Source organism: Sinobaca sp. H24 (genome assembly GCF_023845525.1).
In genome coordinates, this window is sequence record NZ_JALBWT010000036.1 from 18642 (window position 1) to 33832 (window position 15191).

At 45.1% G+C, this 15191-nt stretch carries 11 protein-coding genes and 11 pseudogenes; 20 read left to right on the forward strand and 2 right to left on the reverse strand.

Annotated features, from left to right (window positions below; all coding sequences use genetic code 11):
* The 18 genes and pseudogenes from sufD (at nt 1) to MMY81_RS27400 (ending at nt 12400) form a co-directional block, all read left to right on the forward strand.
* Nucleotides 1-1302 (forward strand): annotated as a pseudogene (gene sufD, locus MMY81_RS27330) (Fe-S cluster assembly protein SufD).
* Nucleotides 1303-2526 (forward strand): cysteine desulfurase, encoded by a 1224-nt coding sequence (locus MMY81_RS27335; RefSeq protein ID WP_252315282.1) that lies wholly within the window; start codon nt 1303-1305, stop codon nt 2524-2526.
* Nucleotides 2513-2962: a Fe-S cluster assembly sulfur transfer protein SufU gene (gene sufU / locus MMY81_RS27340; protein WP_252315305.1), complete on the forward strand. Its 450-nt coding sequence runs from the start codon at nt 2513-2515 to the stop codon at nt 2960-2962. Before MMY81_RS27335 ends, sufU begins: the two co-directional genes overlap by 14 nt.
* A 65-nt stretch (nt 2963-3027) precedes the next feature.
* Nucleotides 3028-4413: pseudogene (gene sufB / locus MMY81_RS27345) on the forward strand (Fe-S cluster assembly protein SufB).
* Between the two features lie 175 nt (nt 4414-4588).
* A pseudogene (locus MMY81_RS27350) lies at nt 4589-5456 on the forward strand (DUF72 domain-containing protein).
* 63 nt (nt 5457-5519) lie between these two features.
* Nucleotides 5520-6359 (forward strand): sulfite exporter TauE/SafE family protein, encoded by an 840-nt coding sequence (locus tag MMY81_RS27355; RefSeq protein WP_252315283.1) that lies wholly within the window; start codon nt 5520-5522, stop codon nt 6357-6359.
* 219 nt (nt 6360-6578) lie between these two features.
* Nucleotides 6579-6752, forward strand: a complete 174-nt coding sequence (locus MMY81_RS27360; protein WP_252315284.1) for a hypothetical protein — start codon at nt 6579-6581, stop codon at nt 6750-6752.
* Nucleotides 6712-6969, forward strand: coding sequence for a metallophosphoesterase family protein (locus MMY81_RS27365; protein ID WP_252315285.1), 258 nt, complete (start codon nt 6712-6714; stop codon nt 6967-6969). The genes MMY81_RS27360 and MMY81_RS27365 overlap by 41 nt, the downstream gene beginning before the upstream one ends.
* A gap of 256 nt (nt 6970-7225) precedes the next feature.
* Complete coding sequence (locus MMY81_RS27370) at nt 7226-7729, forward strand: 5'-nucleotidase C-terminal domain-containing protein (RefSeq protein ID WP_252315286.1); 504 nt, start codon at nt 7226-7228, stop codon at nt 7727-7729.
* 60 nt (nt 7730-7789) lie between these two features.
* Nucleotides 7790-8206 (forward strand): thymidylate synthase, encoded by a 417-nt coding sequence (gene thyA / locus MMY81_RS36365; RefSeq protein WP_483882504.1) that lies wholly within the window; start codon nt 7790-7792, stop codon nt 8204-8206.
* A 4-nt stretch (nt 8207-8210) separates the two neighbouring features.
* Nucleotides 8211-8528 (forward strand): annotated as a pseudogene (gene thyA, locus MMY81_RS36370) (thymidylate synthase).
* 48 nt (nt 8529-8576) lie between these two features.
* Nucleotides 8577-8969 (forward strand): dihydrofolate reductase, encoded by a 393-nt coding sequence (locus MMY81_RS27380; RefSeq protein WP_308215503.1) that lies wholly within the window; start codon nt 8577-8579, stop codon nt 8967-8969.
* A gap of 387 nt (nt 8970-9356) precedes the next feature.
* Nucleotides 9357-9769 (forward strand): annotated as a pseudogene (locus MMY81_RS35915) (hypothetical protein).
* A pseudogene (locus tag MMY81_RS35920) lies at nt 9670-10094 on the forward strand (hypothetical protein). The pseudogenes MMY81_RS35915 and MMY81_RS35920 overlap by 100 nt, the downstream one beginning before the upstream one ends.
* Nucleotides 10072-10784 (forward strand): annotated as a pseudogene (locus MMY81_RS35925) (SLC5/6 family protein). Before MMY81_RS35920 ends, MMY81_RS35925 begins: the two co-directional pseudogenes overlap by 23 nt.
* 50 nt (nt 10785-10834) lie before the next feature.
* Nucleotides 10835-10936: a methionine/alanine import family NSS transporter small subunit gene (locus MMY81_RS27390; protein WP_252315287.1), complete on the forward strand. Its 102-nt coding sequence runs from the start codon at nt 10835-10837 to the stop codon at nt 10934-10936.
* Nucleotides 10937-11102: 166 nt separating this feature from the next.
* A pseudogene (lipA, locus tag MMY81_RS27395) lies at nt 11103-12021 on the forward strand (lipoyl synthase).
* A 58-nt stretch (nt 12022-12079) separates the two neighbouring features.
* A pseudogene (locus MMY81_RS27400) lies at nt 12080-12400 on the forward strand (YutD family protein).
* 41 nt (nt 12401-12441) lie between these two features.
* Here MMY81_RS27400 and MMY81_RS27405 read toward each other — a convergent pair.
* Nucleotides 12442-12720 carry a DUF3055 domain-containing protein gene (locus tag MMY81_RS27405; protein WP_252315288.1) on the reverse strand — a complete coding sequence of 93 codons (279 nt, stop codon included), beginning with the start codon at nt 12718-12720 and terminating at the stop codon, nt 12442-12444.
* A gap of 14 nt (nt 12721-12734) precedes the next feature.
* Nucleotides 12735-13710: pseudogene (glpX, locus tag MMY81_RS27410) on the reverse strand (class II fructose-bisphosphatase).
* Between the two features lie 152 nt (nt 13711-13862).
* Here glpX and MMY81_RS27415 point away from each other — a divergent pair.
* Both MMY81_RS27415 and MMY81_RS27420 read left to right on the forward strand, forming a co-directional pair.
* On the forward strand, nt 13863-14321 hold the full coding sequence (locus tag MMY81_RS27415; protein WP_252315289.1) for a DUF86 domain-containing protein: 459 nt from the start codon (nt 13863-13865) through the stop codon (nt 14319-14321).
* A gap of 12 nt (nt 14322-14333) precedes the next feature.
* A pseudogene (locus MMY81_RS27420) lies at nt 14334-15130 on the forward strand (TIGR01457 family HAD-type hydrolase).
* Nucleotides 15131-15191 lie beyond the last annotated feature (61 nt).

Consider the following 15191-nt stretch of genomic DNA (forward strand, 5'->3'; position numbering starts at 1 on the left):
ATGTCAGTAGAAACAAAATGGACGTTCGATGAACAGTACGTCAAAGAATTTTCCGAAAAAAGAGAAGAACCGGAGTGGCTTACAGAAGAAAGGCTTACTGCCTTTCGCCTGATTGATAAACTCGAACTTCCTAAACCGGAAAAAACAAAGATTACAAAATGGAACTTCACTGAGTTCAAACACGAAGGTGCAGAAGCTGGCACCGTATCAAGCCTGTCTGAACTTCACAACGATGTTCAAAAGCTTATTAACGTGACAGAAGAAGATCAAAACCTTCTTGTTGTAAGAGACGGAAAGCCGCTTTACTACAGCCTTTCAACGGAAGCGAAAGATAAAGGCGTTATCTTTACCGACATTGCTACAGCAGCGAGAGAGCACAGCGACCTGCTGAAAAAGTATTTCATGGGTGATGCAGTAAAAGTAGATGAGAATAAGCTTACTGCTCTTCATACAGCTTTTCTAAGCGGTGGTGCATTTATTCACGTACCGAAAAACGTACAGCTTGAAAAGCCATTGCAGGCCGTATATTTCCAGGAAGATCCGGAAGCCGGCTTGTTCAACCATGTTGTTTTAGCTACAGAGGATAACAGTGACGTAACGTACCTGGAAAACTATGTATCATTCAACAGTGAGCAGGAATCAGCGGCGAACATTATTGCTGAAGTCTATGCAGGCCCTGCTTCGAAAGTGTCCTTCGGCGCTGTAGACCACCTTGAAAAAGGCGTTACAACGTATGTGAACCGCCGCGGTTCTGCTGAAAAAGATGCCCGTATTGACTGGGCTCTCGGCCAGATGAACGACGGCAATACGCTTTCTGACAATACAACTATTTTGAGAGGGGACGGCTCCTACTCCGACGTGAAATCTGTATCGATCGGACGCGGCACGCAGTCTCAGGATTTCTGGACGCAGATTATCCACTTCGGTAAGCATTCAGACGGACAGATTCTTACTCACGGCGTTATGAAAGATTCTGCACGCGCTTTCTAGTCGAAAATTGAACACGGTGCGACGAAGTCAAACGGTGTACAGACAGAACGTGTCTTAATGCTGAGTGAGAAAGCTCGTGGAGATGCGAACCCAATTCTCCTTATTGATGAAGATGACGTAACCGCAGGTCACGCAGCTTCTGTAGGACGTATCGATCCCCTGCAGATGTTCTACTTGATGAGCCGTGGTTTGAGCCGCCTCGAAGCCGAGCGTCTTATCATTCATGGTTTCCTTCAGCCGGTAGTTGCAGAACTTCCTATTCAGGCTGTTAAAGACAGACTGTCTGAAGTTATCGAAAGGAAAGTGTATTAAATGAACATCCAGGAGATCCGTCGCCAGTTCCCTATACTAAATGAACAGGTCAACGGTCACCCTCTTGTTTATCTTGACAGCGCGGCGACTTCACAGAAGCCGTCAGCTGTAATTGAGAAAATAGATGAATATTATAAGAAGTATAATTCCAACGTTCACCGCGGTGTTCATACGCTTGGCAGTATGGCAACCGATGGATATGAAGGAGCAAGGGAGAAAGTCCGGAACTTTCTTCATGCGTCTTCTGTAGAAGAAATTATCTTCACCCGCGGCACAACAACATCTATTAATATCGTAGCTCAGTCTTACGGTGAAGCTAACCTGCAGGAAGATGATGAAATTGTGCTCACTTATATGGAACATCACAGCAACATCATCCCCTGGCAGCAGGCAGCCAAAAGAACCGGGGCAAAGCTGAAGTACCTGCCAATGAATGAGGACGGCACGCTTTCTATGGCAGATGTAAAAGAAGCGGTGGGCCCGAAAACAAAAATCGTTGCGGTTACTCATGTGTCCAACGTGCTCGGTACCGTTAATCCGGTAAAAGAAATGGCAGAAATCGCCCATGCGAATGACGCTGTTATTGTCGTGGACGGTGCACAGGGAGCTCCGCACATTAAAGTAGATGTGCAGGCTCTAGACTGTGACTTTTATGCTTTTTCCGGCCACAAAATGGGCGGACCTACCGGAATTGGTGTGCTTTATGGTAAAAAAGAACTCCTGAATAAAATGGAGCCTGTGGAATTCGGCGGGGAAATGATTGATTTTGTTGGCCTGCATGAATCTACCTGGAAAGAGCTTCCCTGGAAATTTGAAGGCGGAACCCCGATCATTGCAGGGGCTATAGGCCTTGGAGCTGCTATTGATTTTATTAATAGCATTGGGTTTGATACAATAGAGTCACATGAAAAAGAACTTGCAGGCTACGCAATGGAAGTCTTGAGTAATGTTGATGGATTAACAATATACGGTCCGAAGGAAAGAGCAGGTGTGGTCACATTTAATATTGATGATGTTCACCCGCATGATGTAGCAACAGTCCTTGATTCAGAAGGAATTGCCATTCGTGCCGGACACCATTGTGCCCAGCCTCTCATGAAATGGCTTGACGTAAGCTCTACCGCACGTGCCAGCTTTTATATTTACAACACGAAGGAAGAAGTGGATCGTCTGGCTGAAGGGCTAATAAAAACAAAGGAGTATTTTGGTGATGTCTTCGCATAATAATCTTGATACTCTCTACCGCCAGGTTATTATGGATCATTACAAGAATCCCAGAAACCGCGGAGAGCTTGAAAACGAAACGCTTCACGTCAACATGAACAATCCAACCTGCGGCGACCGTATTCAGCTTCAGCTTGAGGTAGAAGACGGCCTGATCAAAAACGCCAGCTTTATCGGGGAAGGCTGCTCCATCAGTTTGTCATCCGCTTCGATGATGACAGATATTGTTAAAGGCAAATCCGTTGAGGATGCGCTGGAGCTTTCCGCTATTTTCTCTGATATGATGCTTGGAAAAGATTATGAGGAAGGCAAGTTTGACCTTGGCGATATTGAAGCTCTTCAAGGAGTCACAAAGTTTCCAGCACGCATTAAGTGTGCTACACTTGCGTGGAAGGCAATGGAAAAAGGCATCGATGAAAACGGGCAGAACGAATAGCCCTGCATATAAAGCACGAAAGCAAGGGGCGTATAAGCCCCTGCTAACCTAAGGGAGGTATTCAAATGGCAAAAAAAATGCCAGAACTAGGCGATTACCAGTATGGTTTGCTGATCGTGACGTATCCATTTTCCGCTCTGAGCGTGGACTAACTGAAGCAGTGGTTCGTGAGATTTCTTCAATAAAGGAAGAGCCGCAGTGGATGCTTGACTTCCGCTTGAAATCATTGGCTCAGTTTTACAAAATGCCGATGCCACAGTGGGGCGGAGACCTTACAGGCCTTGTATTTGATGATATTACGTATTACGTGAAGCCTTCTGAGCGTTCTGAAACATCATGGGACGAAGTACCTGAAGAGATCAGAATACGTTCGATAAGCTTGGTATTCCTGAAGCAGAGCAGAAGTATCTTGCTGGTGTGTCTGCGCAGTATGAATCAGAAGTGGTTTACCACAGCATGAAACAGGAGCTGACAGACCAGGGAATTGTCTTTAAAGATACCGATACAGCTCTTAAGAAAATGAAGATATTTTCCGTGAGCATTTCGGTAAAACGATTCCGCCATCCGATAACAAATTCGCAGCGCTTAACTCGGCCGTATGGTCCGGCGGATCGTTATCTACGTGCCAAAAGGCGCAAAAGTAGATACCCCGCTTCAGGCATATTTCCGTATTAACTCTGAAAATATGGGACAGTTCGAAAGAACACTCATTATTGCTGATGAAGACAGCTCCGTACACTATGTAGAAGGCTGTACAGCTCCTGTTATACAACGAGCTCCCTTCACAGTGCCGTAGTTGAAATCATTGTTAAGAAGAACGCTTACTGCCGTTACACGACAATCCAGAACTGGTCTTCCAACATCTATAACCTCGTAACAAAAAGAGCAGTATGTGATGAAGGTGCCACAATGGAATGGGTGGATGGAAACATCGGCTCTAAGCTTACGATATACCTGCAGTTATTATGCGCGGCGAAGGCGCAAAAGGAACTATCCTTTCTATCGCCATCGCAGGTAAAGGACAGCACCAGGATGCAGGCGCAAAAGTAACGCACCTTGCACCAAACTGTTCCTCTACGATTGTATCGAAGTCGATCTCTAAGCACGGCGGTAAAGTAACGTACCGTGGTATTGCTCACTTCGGACGCAGATCAGCCGGCTCCTTCTCAAAAATCGAGTGCGACACGCTGATCATGGACAATGAGTCCACGTCAGATACAATTCCGTACAACGAAATTCTAAACAACAACATTACGCTTGAACACGAAGCGACGGTTTCAAAAGTATCAGAAGAGCAGCTCTTCTATCTAATGAGCCGCGGTGTCTCCGAGCAGGAAGCTACAGAAATGATCGTAATGGGCTTTATCGAGTTTACGAAAGAGCTTCCAATGGAGTACGCTGTAGAAATGAACCGCTTGATCAGCTTCGAAATGGAAGGATCCATCGGTTAATCGTCTTATTATAGCTTAGTACCGGCCTCTCCCAAGAGGCCGGTTTTTTTATGTGCTGCCGGTGATGAGATAGAGAAGAAGTTCATATCTACAGAGTCTGCATGGTATGGTGTTTTCTTTCATTCAAAAAAGGCTATTAGAAAGAAATACGGTATAAAACGAAGGAGGAGCAGCGATGATTATCACAGGACTTACCGGATGGGGAGATCATGTCTCTTTATATCCGCAGGGAATTAAACCCGGCGAAAAATTGGCAGAGTATGCCGGTCATTTTCCAACGGTAGAAGTGGATGCGGCTTTCTATGCGGTGCAGCCTAAAAAAAAATTATGATAAATGGATAAGAGATACCCCGGACCGCTTTTCTTTTATTGTAAAGGCCTATCAGGGCATCACAGGGCATGAACGGGAGAGATACCGTTTGCTTCGAAAGAAGAAATGTTTAAAGCCTACGTGGATTCCGTGCGCCCGGTCATGGAATCCGGGAAACTAGGTATGGTGCTTTGTCAGTTCCCGCCGTGGTTCGAATGCAATAAAGAAAATGTCGAGTACCTCCGCTATGTACGAGAGCAGCTGTCGGTTTTTCCATGCGCGCTGGAGTTCAGGCATCAGTCCTGGTTCGAACCGGAGTTTAAGGAAAAAACCCTGGAATTCATGAAAGAGGAGGAATGGATTCACAGCATCTGTGATGAACCGCAAATTGAAGGCGGCTCTGTGCCAATTGTTATGCATCCTACACATAAAGAAAAAAACGCTGGTACGTCTGCACGGCAGAAATACAGAAGCATGGAAAAAACCGGCTAAAGGAGAGAAGTGGCGGGAAATCCGTTATTTGTATGATTATAATGATACGGAACTAAAGGAATGGGAAGAGCGTGTGAGAACGCTGGAAAAAACATCAGAGAATATTTATGTTGTCTTTAATAACAATTCCGGACGCCATGCTGCGCCTAACGCTAAGCGCTTTTTGGAACTGTCGGATATATCATATGATGGTCTGGCACCACGCCAGATTTCCCTATTCGATCAAGGCGATTTTTCTTAAAAAATGGTATCATAATAAAAGAATGCAGGATGAGCTGTAATAGCAGCTTAAGAAAGGGATGCTATGGATTGGTTACTGTTGGTCGTATTGGGCCTCGTGGCTGGAACATTTGGAAGCCTTCTCGGACTGGGCGGCGGTATTATTGTCGTGCCGGCCCTGCTGGTGATGAGTGATATTATCCCTTCTTTTGCAGGGATAACTCCCCAGACAGCTGTAGGCACCTCTTTGTTAATTATGATTTTTACCGGGCTTTCATCAACTATTTCTTACACGAAGCAGAAGGTTATTGATATAAAGTCCGGCTTTATCTTTTTTGCAGGGAGCGGGCCGGGCGCTTTATTTGGCGTCTGGCTGAATAAAGGTATGGAAACGAATATGTTTCTCATTATCTTTGGTTTGTTTATGCTGTTTATTGCGTTTGTATTGTTTGTACGCAATTATTTAAAACCGCTGCCGGTCAAGCGTACCTCCATTAAACGAGAGTACATAACAGAACTGGGAGAAAGCAGGAATATGGATTTTCACTGGGACTTGGTTTGGGCATCGCTTTTGCTGTTGGAACTCTATCAGGGTTGTTCGGCATTGGCGGGAGGGTCTCTTATGGTACCGGCGATGATCCTTTTGTTTGGATTTCCTCCGCATGTAGCGGTGGCAACATCTATGTTTATGATTTTATTTTCCTCGATTGTAAGCTCGATTTCACATATCTCGCTGGGAAATGTAGAATGGCTTTATTCCCTTGCTCTGATTCCGGGAGCGTGGTTTGGAGCTACTATTGGAGCTGCAATTAATAAACGATTGAAAAGCAACACACTGATTATTCTGCTGAGGTTCTTTTTAATTATTATTGCCCTTCGGCTTATTTGGCAGGGTATTCAGGAATGTAGAGAGAATAGTTGGTAGGAGAAGGCGGTGTAGCAGGGTGTCAGCAATTGTTCCCATCACGATATATCATACAAATGATCTGCATAGTGATTTAACCCAGTGGACCTCCGCCGTTTCTTATTTAAAGGCGCAGCGGCGGTTTCATCATAAAAAAAGGAAACAGCTTTATTTTTCGATATAGGCGATCATGCCGACCGTTCTCATATGGTAACCGAAGCTACGAGGGGGAAAGGGAACGTGGAGCTTCTAAATGAAGCGGAAATCTCACACGTAACGATAGGAAATAATGAAGGGATCACTTTTTCCAGAGAGGAACTTGAAGATCTTTATGGCAAAGCTGACTTTAAAGTGCTTTTAGCCAATTTGTTTGATGAACAGGGGAAACGGCGCGAACTGGGCGGTTCCTTATGATGTCATTGAAACAAAGGAAGGAATTAAGCTGGGTTTAGTCGGCATCACCATTCCTTTTTATCCATTTTACAATGAGCTGGGCTGGGATATTCAGGATCCGTTAATACTGCTTCCCGGCATATTGGAAGAAGTGAAAAAACAGTCAGATATCATTGTCTTCTTTCACACATGGGGCTCGATTATGATGAGAAATAGCAGAATCGTTTCCGGAGATTGATGTTATTCTAGGCGCTCATACCATCATCTGCTTAAAGAAGCAGAAACCATTAATCAGTCGCTTGTCGCCCAGTGCGGCAAAAACGCTTATTACGTGGGACAGGTGGATTTGGAGTTTGATACGGAAAAAAAAGAGAAGTAGTGTCAAAAAAAGGGTACGCCGTGGATGTAAGCCACGAGCCTCCATCCCCGGAGACAGCTGCTCTTTTGAACCGGCTGGAAGCAGAGGCAAAAGCGGAAATGCACGAGGAAATAGCATGGATTCCATCAGCGCTGCTGTTTCCTGGACAGAACCATCTCCTTTTGCTGATTTACTGGCGGAAGGACTCCGGGATTGGTGTCAAACGGACCTGGCTTTAATCAATTCGGGGCTTCTGCTTGAGTCGCTGGATCCCGGTTCCGTGACGAAGGAAGATATTCACCGGCTCTGTCCCCATCCGATTAACCCCGCGGTTATTGAAGTATCAGGTGCTGTACTGAAAGAATCCATTCATGCGGCCTACACTCAAAAAATGATTCATCTTCCTTTAAAAGGGCTCGGTTTCCGGGGGATTAAGCTGGGCGTGCTCGCGTTCAGCGGTATTACCGTAGAAATGAGCGAAGCGAGAGAAGAATCGCATGTGAAAAAAATAAAAATTCAGGGCATAGACATTGAGAATAAAAAAATGTATCGCCTGGCAGCTCCGGATATGTTCACATTTGGACCGTTATATCCAGGGCTGTCGCAGACAAAACAGAAGAAATATTCATGCCGGAAATGATGAGAGACGTGCTTCAATTCATATTGGAAAAGAAATATTCATAAAAGGCAGGTAGGTAGTATGAAACAATATTTAGATTTATGCAGACATATTCTGGATCACGGGACAGAAAAAAGCGACCGCACCGGAACAGGAACGATTAGTACGTTTGGATATCAGATGCGCTATTCGCTGGAAGACAGTTTTCCTGTGCTGACGACCAAAAAACTTCATCTGCGTTCGATCATTCATGAACTTCTCTGGTTTTTAAAAGGGGACACCAACATTGAATATTTAAAAGAAAACAATGTACGTATTTGGAACGAATGGGCAGATGAGAATGGGGATCTGGGTCCTGTATATGGTAAACAATGGCGCTCATGGGAAGGGGCCAATGGCCGGACCGTCGACCAGATTTCTGATGTGATCCAGCAGATAAAGGAAAACCCGGATTCACGCCGGCTTATTGGTGAATGCCTGGAATGTGGCAGAAATTGACGATATGGCGCTGGCCCCGTGTCATTGTCTGTTCCAGTTTTACGTAAACGACGGCAAGCTGTCCTGCCAGCTGTATCAGCGCAGTGCAGATGTGTTTCTCGGGTGCCTTTTAATATTGCAAGCTACGCCCTGTTAACAAAAATGATTGCCCAGGTAACGGGCTGAAGGCTCATGAGTTCGTTCATACGCTTGTGATGCCCACATTTACAGCAATCATCTGGAGCAGGTGCAGCTTCAGTTAACAAGGAATACAAAAGAACTGCCGCAGATGAAAATAAATCCAGAGGTGACATCGATTTTTGATTTACTATTGATGATTTGAGTTAACCGGCTACGATCCGCATCCTCATATAAAAGGAGAGGTTTCTGTATGATTTCTTTTGTAGCCGCCATGGATGAAAACCGTCTCATTGGAAAAAACAATGAGCTTCCGTGGCATCTGCCTGCCGACTTGAAACACTTTAAGAAAGTAACGAGCGGCGGCACGATTGTGATGGGACGCAAAACATTTGAATCCATTGGAAAGCCCCTTCCGAACCGAAAAAATATTATTGTAACAAAAAATAAAACATTTCAGGCAGAGGGCTGTGAAGTTATTTATTCTTTGGAGGAAGTCCAGCTGCTTGGAGAAAAAACAGAAGAATTTTTCGTTATCGGCGGTGCGGAAATATTTAATGCCTGCCTGCCGTATGCCGATAAAATGTATTTGACCCATATTGATCAGTCCTTTGAAGGAGACACATTTTTCCCTGAGTGGAAATAAGGCAGAGTGGGAAAGGCTTGAAAGAGGAGCAGGGCGTGCTCGATGAGAAAAACAAGCATCCCCACCGTTTGTTACCTGGCAGAAGCGTTAATGAAAATCATTAAAAAATCACTATAACGAAGAAAGCTTTCCTATAAGGAAAGCTTTTTCCAATTTAAAAATTTTTGACAAATACAAAAATAAAAATTATAATAAAATAACGAATTATCAGACAAAAGTTCTAGGAAGGAGGTGCTCCAGCAGGCAGTAACTTAAGCAGCGGAGGCATTCATACTTAAAAATAAAAAAGAGAATATTTTCTGAATATTCTATACAGAAAGTCAAGAAAACAAAGGGGATCACATAATGGAAGCTAGAGAACAATGGGGCACAAGAGCAGGCTTTATCATGGCTGCAATCGGGTCAGCCATCGGGCTTGGTAATATTTGGCGGTTTCCTGCAGTAGCCTACGACGGCGGGGCGGAGCCTTTTTTATACCATACCTTATCGCACTTCTTACAGCGGGTATTCCGCTATTAATCATGGAATTTACGATTGGCCATAAATATCGGGGATCGGCTCCACTGAGCTATTCCCGTATGAATAAAAAAGTAGAATGGATCGGCTGGTGGGCAGTATTTGTCGCTTTTGTCATTTCCACCTACTATTCCGTCATTATTGCATGGGCGATGAGCTACAGCGTGTTTGCCCTCAATCAATCATGGGGGGACGACACGGAAGGATTTTATTCGGGGAGTACCTGCAGGCATCGGATGCAGGTCAAATTGGAAGTCTTGTGCCGGGAGTGCTCATCCCGCTGATTATTGTGTGGGTTATCACGCTTGGCGTGCTGTTTAGAGGCGTTCAGCGGGGCATAGAGATTGCCAACCGTATTTTTATCCCAACTCTGGTCGTTATCTTTTTAATTATTTGTATTCGTGCAGTAACGCTTCCTGGCGCTGCTTTGGGATTACAAGCATTCTTCAGCCGGATTTCAGCGCTATTACATCCGGTGAGGTTTGGGTAGCGGCATACGGACAGATATTCTTTAGCTTATCGATTGCTTTTGCAATCATGATCACGTACTCAAGCTATCTGCCCAAGAAATCCGATATCACAAATAATGCTTTTATTACCGGGTTTTAGTAACTCCAGCTTTGAACTGCTTGCCGGTATCGGAGTGTTCGCAGCACTTGGTTTCATGGCAACACAGGCAGGAGTCGGTGTAGATGAAGTCGTAGCAGGAGGCATCGGACTGGCCTTTGTCGTTTTCCCGCAGATTATTAATGCATTTCCTGCATTAAGCGGCTTGTTTGGATTTTGTTCTTCCTGTCGCTTGTACTGGCAGGACTGAGCTCCTTGATTTCCATTTCGGAAACATACGTAAAAGGTATATCTGAGAAGTTTAATATTTCCAGAGCAAAATCCGTAGCAATAGGCGGCGGAGCAGCAGCCCTTATTTCCTTGATTTTCGCCACAAACGGTGGAATTAACTTCCTCGATGCTGCCGATTACTTCATTAACCAATTTGGTGTCGCGCTCATCGGTCTTGTAGAGGTTGTTGTTGTAGCCTGGTTCCTTCGCAAGCTTCCGGAATTTCAGGAGCATGCGAATGGAGTATCTGATATCTCAGTTGGCTTGTGGTGGAGAGTTTGCCTGGGTATCATTACGCCGATTATTCTCGGTTACATGATGTTCAGCCTGTTCGTCCAGAACTGTTTCGCCAGTTTGACACGGAAACAGGAAACTATGAAGGATACGCCAATTCCTTTGTTGTATCAGCGGCTGGTCCGTGCACTCTTTGCTCTAGCTGCTGGTATTGTTCTTTCGTTTTAAGTGGAAAAACAAGCCTGAATTGCACGCAGAGATGAAGGGGGTAAAAAATAATGACAGCCGGTGCGATTATAATGATGATTATAGGGATTGTAATTATCTGGGGAGGCCTTGCTGGCAGTTTGTATGCAAGAATGGTTTCCAAAAGAAAATAAATGAAGGCAGCTGCTTGCTTAAGCGGCTGCTTTTTTTATGCAGAAAAGGAAAACAATCATGTGAAAAAACGGTACATTTGTCGAGGCAGTATAGAACATGTTAAAGTATTAATATCAAAGTCTTCTTTGACAGGGTACGATGGTTATAAATGAGGCTGAGGAAAAAATGGGGAGTGAGCGGTTTGGCAAAAACAGAAGAATACTTCGTAAGCCGGAATGGCTGAAGATTAAATTAAATACAAACGACTCCTATAAGGGCTTAAGAAAATGATGCGCGAAAAAAATCTTCATACGTATGTGAGGAAGCACGCTGTCCTAATATTCATGAGTGCTGGTCAGAAAGAAAAACAGCAACATTCATGATTCTCGGTGACGTCTGTACACGCCTGCCGCTTTTGTGCGTAAATACAGGACTGCCGAATGAACTGGACTGGCAGGAGCCGGAGCGCGTTGCAGAGTCCGTAGAACAAATGGGACTTAAGCACGTTGTTATTACGGGTAGCGAGAGATGACCTCAAGACGGCGGATCTGCCGTCTTTGCAGAAACAGTCAGAGCAGTGCGCCGCAGAAACCCTAACACGACGATCGAAGTTCTTCCATCAGACATGATGGGTGTGCAGGAAAACCTGGAAAGCGCTGATGGAAGCACGCCCGAACATTTTAAATCACAACATTGAAACAGTTAAACGGCTGACGCCAAGAGTCCGCGCTAGAGCTACGTATGAGCGTTCCCTTGAATTTCTACAGCGTTCCAAGGAAATCCACCCGGACATTCCAACGAAGTCGAGTCTATGATCGGCCTTGGGGAAACTGACGAGGAAATTATCGAGACAATGGATGACCTTCGTGCCCATAATATTGATATTATGACGATCGGCCAATATCTTCAGCCAACGAAGAAGCATTTAAAAGTAAAAAAATACTATACTCCTGAGGAATTTGCCCGCTTTAAGGAAATTGCGATGGAAAAAGGCTTCAGTCACTGTGAAGCCGGTCCGCTTGTCCGTTCTTCTTATCACGCAGACGAGCAGGTTAACAAGGCTCAGGTTCACGAAGAAGCAAATAAGTACAAACAGGCTGAATAATCAATATGTGACCGGTTCCCTTTAACGGGAGCCGGTTTTTACAAAAGGAGGGAATGCAATGGTCGAAGTCCAGGGCTATACGTACGAAGTAGTCGAAGAAAACAGATCCGGCTGGAACGAAGAAGTGTTTTTAGAGCGGTATAGTGAAGTGCTTCATAAATACGACTATATCCTGGGAGACTGGGGCGAACAGCTTCGGCTGCGCGGTTTTTTTTAAGACTCACGGAAAAAAGTATCCTATGATATGAAAATAAGTACTCTTCATGATTACCTGCTGGAGTACTGCAACTTTGGCTGTGCTTATTTTGTAGTAAAAAAGCAGAAGAAGCAGGAGAAGCCGGAAGTAGAATCGGAAGAAACAGAGGAAGTTACACCATAAAAAAAGAAAGCCTCCGCGGTGGGGCTTTCTTTTTTGCTGCATTAATATTCCACAATCGCTTCTAGTAGAAAAGCCCGCAGTTCCTCGGCTGTTTCTTCATCGATTTGATACGCATCTTCAAGCAGTCCCTGTTCTTCCAGATCATCCACTCCTAGAAGGGCAAAGCGCTGGGTGCGCATATCAAGGACTACCTGCTTTCCGTAATAACGTTCCGTAGAAACAAGAGCCAGGTCAAATCGTTCATCGTTATCGCCCATAAAACTGACGAAGCGGACGCTTGATTCTTCTTCTTCATCATGAAGGAAAAAGCGATCACTCATAGTGGTATTCTCCTTTACTCGTCATCTGCAAGCAGATGCGGTTTATTCTGAAGGCGGTGATGTGCTTTAATATATACGCACTGTTTTGGTTTTCGCACGCATTACAATGGAATCGGTCTCTACGAGATCGCCGCCCAGAAAGCGAACTCCTTCGAGCAGCTCCCCGGAAGAAACGCCGGTCGCAGCAAAAATAGCGTCGTCTCCTTTAACAAGGTCGTCGAGATACAGAAGCTGACGGGGATCGGCTAATCCCATTTCGATACAGCGCTGTTCTTCCTCTTTGTTATCCGGCACAAGACGAGCCTGCATATCTCCGCCCAGCGCTTTAATCGCAGCGGCAGAAATTACACCCTCCGGCGCTCCGCCTGTACCGACAAAAAGGTCGATCCCAGTCTGGGGAAGAGAAGTGGCAATAGAAGCGCCGACATCCCCATCACCGAATAATTTAACGCGCGAGCCTTTGGCACGGACCCGGTCAATAATATCCTGGTGACGTTCCCGGTCCTGAATAATGACCGTCACATCGCGAGTTCGTTTGTTGTTCATTTTTGCTACAATATCAATCGTTTTTTCAATAGGATCATCGAGTCTTACGAGCCCGGCAGCCTCTGGTCCGACAACAAGTTTCTCCATATACATATCAGGGGCATGAAGCAGGGTGCCGCGGTCTCCTAAAGCCAGTACGGCCATAGCATTGCCGCGTCCATTGGCAACAATGTTTGTTCCCTCAAGCGGGTCGACGGCAATATCTACTTCCGGACCATTGCCATTGCCTACCTCTTCGCCAATGTAGAGCATAGGAGCTTCATCAAGCTCCCCCTCCCCAATTACAACGGTTCCCTTGCAGCTTACTGAATCAAAAATCAGCCGCATGGCGGAAGTGGCTGCATCATCTGCTTCTATTTTTTTTCCTCTTCCCATCCACTGAGCCGATGAGATAGCCGCAGCCTCGGTCACTCTAATTACTTCTAAAGCAAGCTCTCTATCCATACTTTCTCTCCTTTTATGTAATATCGCTCCATAAACTGCAATCAACAGTCTTTATCCTATCATATTATAGAGGTTTTGCGCTTCATGGGGTTCGAAAACATCCTGTGATATACTAGTTTTATTACGCAGAAAAGGCACAGGGGGAATAAACGATGTATTTTGTAGATCGACAGAAAATTGAAGCCCAGCTGGCTTATATAGAGTCTTTGTATGAAGCGGTTACGTCCTTTCGTTCTATGGGGGGCATCATTCAGCGCCTGGCTTTGGAACGCCTGGCACAGGGATGGATTGAAGCGATTATTGATACGGGTAATCAGATGATTGACGGATTTATTATGAGAGATCCGGGAAGCTATGAAGATATTCTGGCAATTCTTGAAGATGAAAAGGTAATCCCGGAAGAGGTATTTACAGGACTTACCCGTCTGATTAAACTAAGAAAAACGTTAACCCGCGATTATATCGAGATAGATCATGATGCGTTGTGGAACAATGTGCAGGCGGAAGCAGAATATGTAAAGCAGTTTCCCGACTGTGTACGCACCTATATTGATAAAGAGCTCGGACCGGTTTCTGCCTTTCTGCCGGAAAATAAACAGGATAAGAAATAGGAGAGATACATCGTGAAAGCCTACGAAGGATATATGCTCGATTTAGACGGAACTGTATATAGAGGCAAAGAACCAATACCGGAAGCCATAGCCTTTATTCATCAATTAAAAGAGGCTGGACTTCCTTATTTGTTTATAACCAATAATTCCTCTGCCACTCCAGAAGAGGTCAGCCGCAAGCTTCAGGCATTCAACGTGCCGGCAGAACCAGCTCAGGTCTGGACTACTGCTCTTGCGGCTGCGGCTTATGTGAAAGCCGGCCCTTCTCCGCATACTGCTTATATTATAGGAGAAACCGGTCTGCTTCAGGCGATGGAAGAAGCAGGAGTAGAGTATACAGAAGAAAATCCCACGTACGTGGTGATGGGAATAGATCGGGGAATCACCTATGAAAAGCTCGCAAAGGCCGCTCTTGCCGTAAGAAATGGTGCTGTTTTTATTTCAACAAATAGTGACAAAGCGCTTCCGACGGAAAGAGGGTTCCTGCGGGGAATGGGGCACTTACCTCTGTCGTGCAGACAGCCTCTGGAAAGGATCCGGTCTTTATCGGGAAGCCGGAACGCGTTATTATTGAACAGGCCCTGTATATACTGGGAACACCGCTCGAAAAGACAGTATTAATTGGAGACAATTATGATACAGATATATTAGCAGGCATTCGAAGCGGAATGGATACGATTCATGTGCAGACAGGTATTACAAGCCTGCAGGAAATTCAGCAGAAGGCGGCCCTGCCATCCTACAGCATTCAAAGCATGGCAGACTGGAAGCTTACGCAGAATCCAGAAGAAAAAAGCGATAAGAAGTAATCTATAAATGTCCTTTATAAAAAGACATATGTTTCCCCCTTGTAAACATACAGGGTAATTC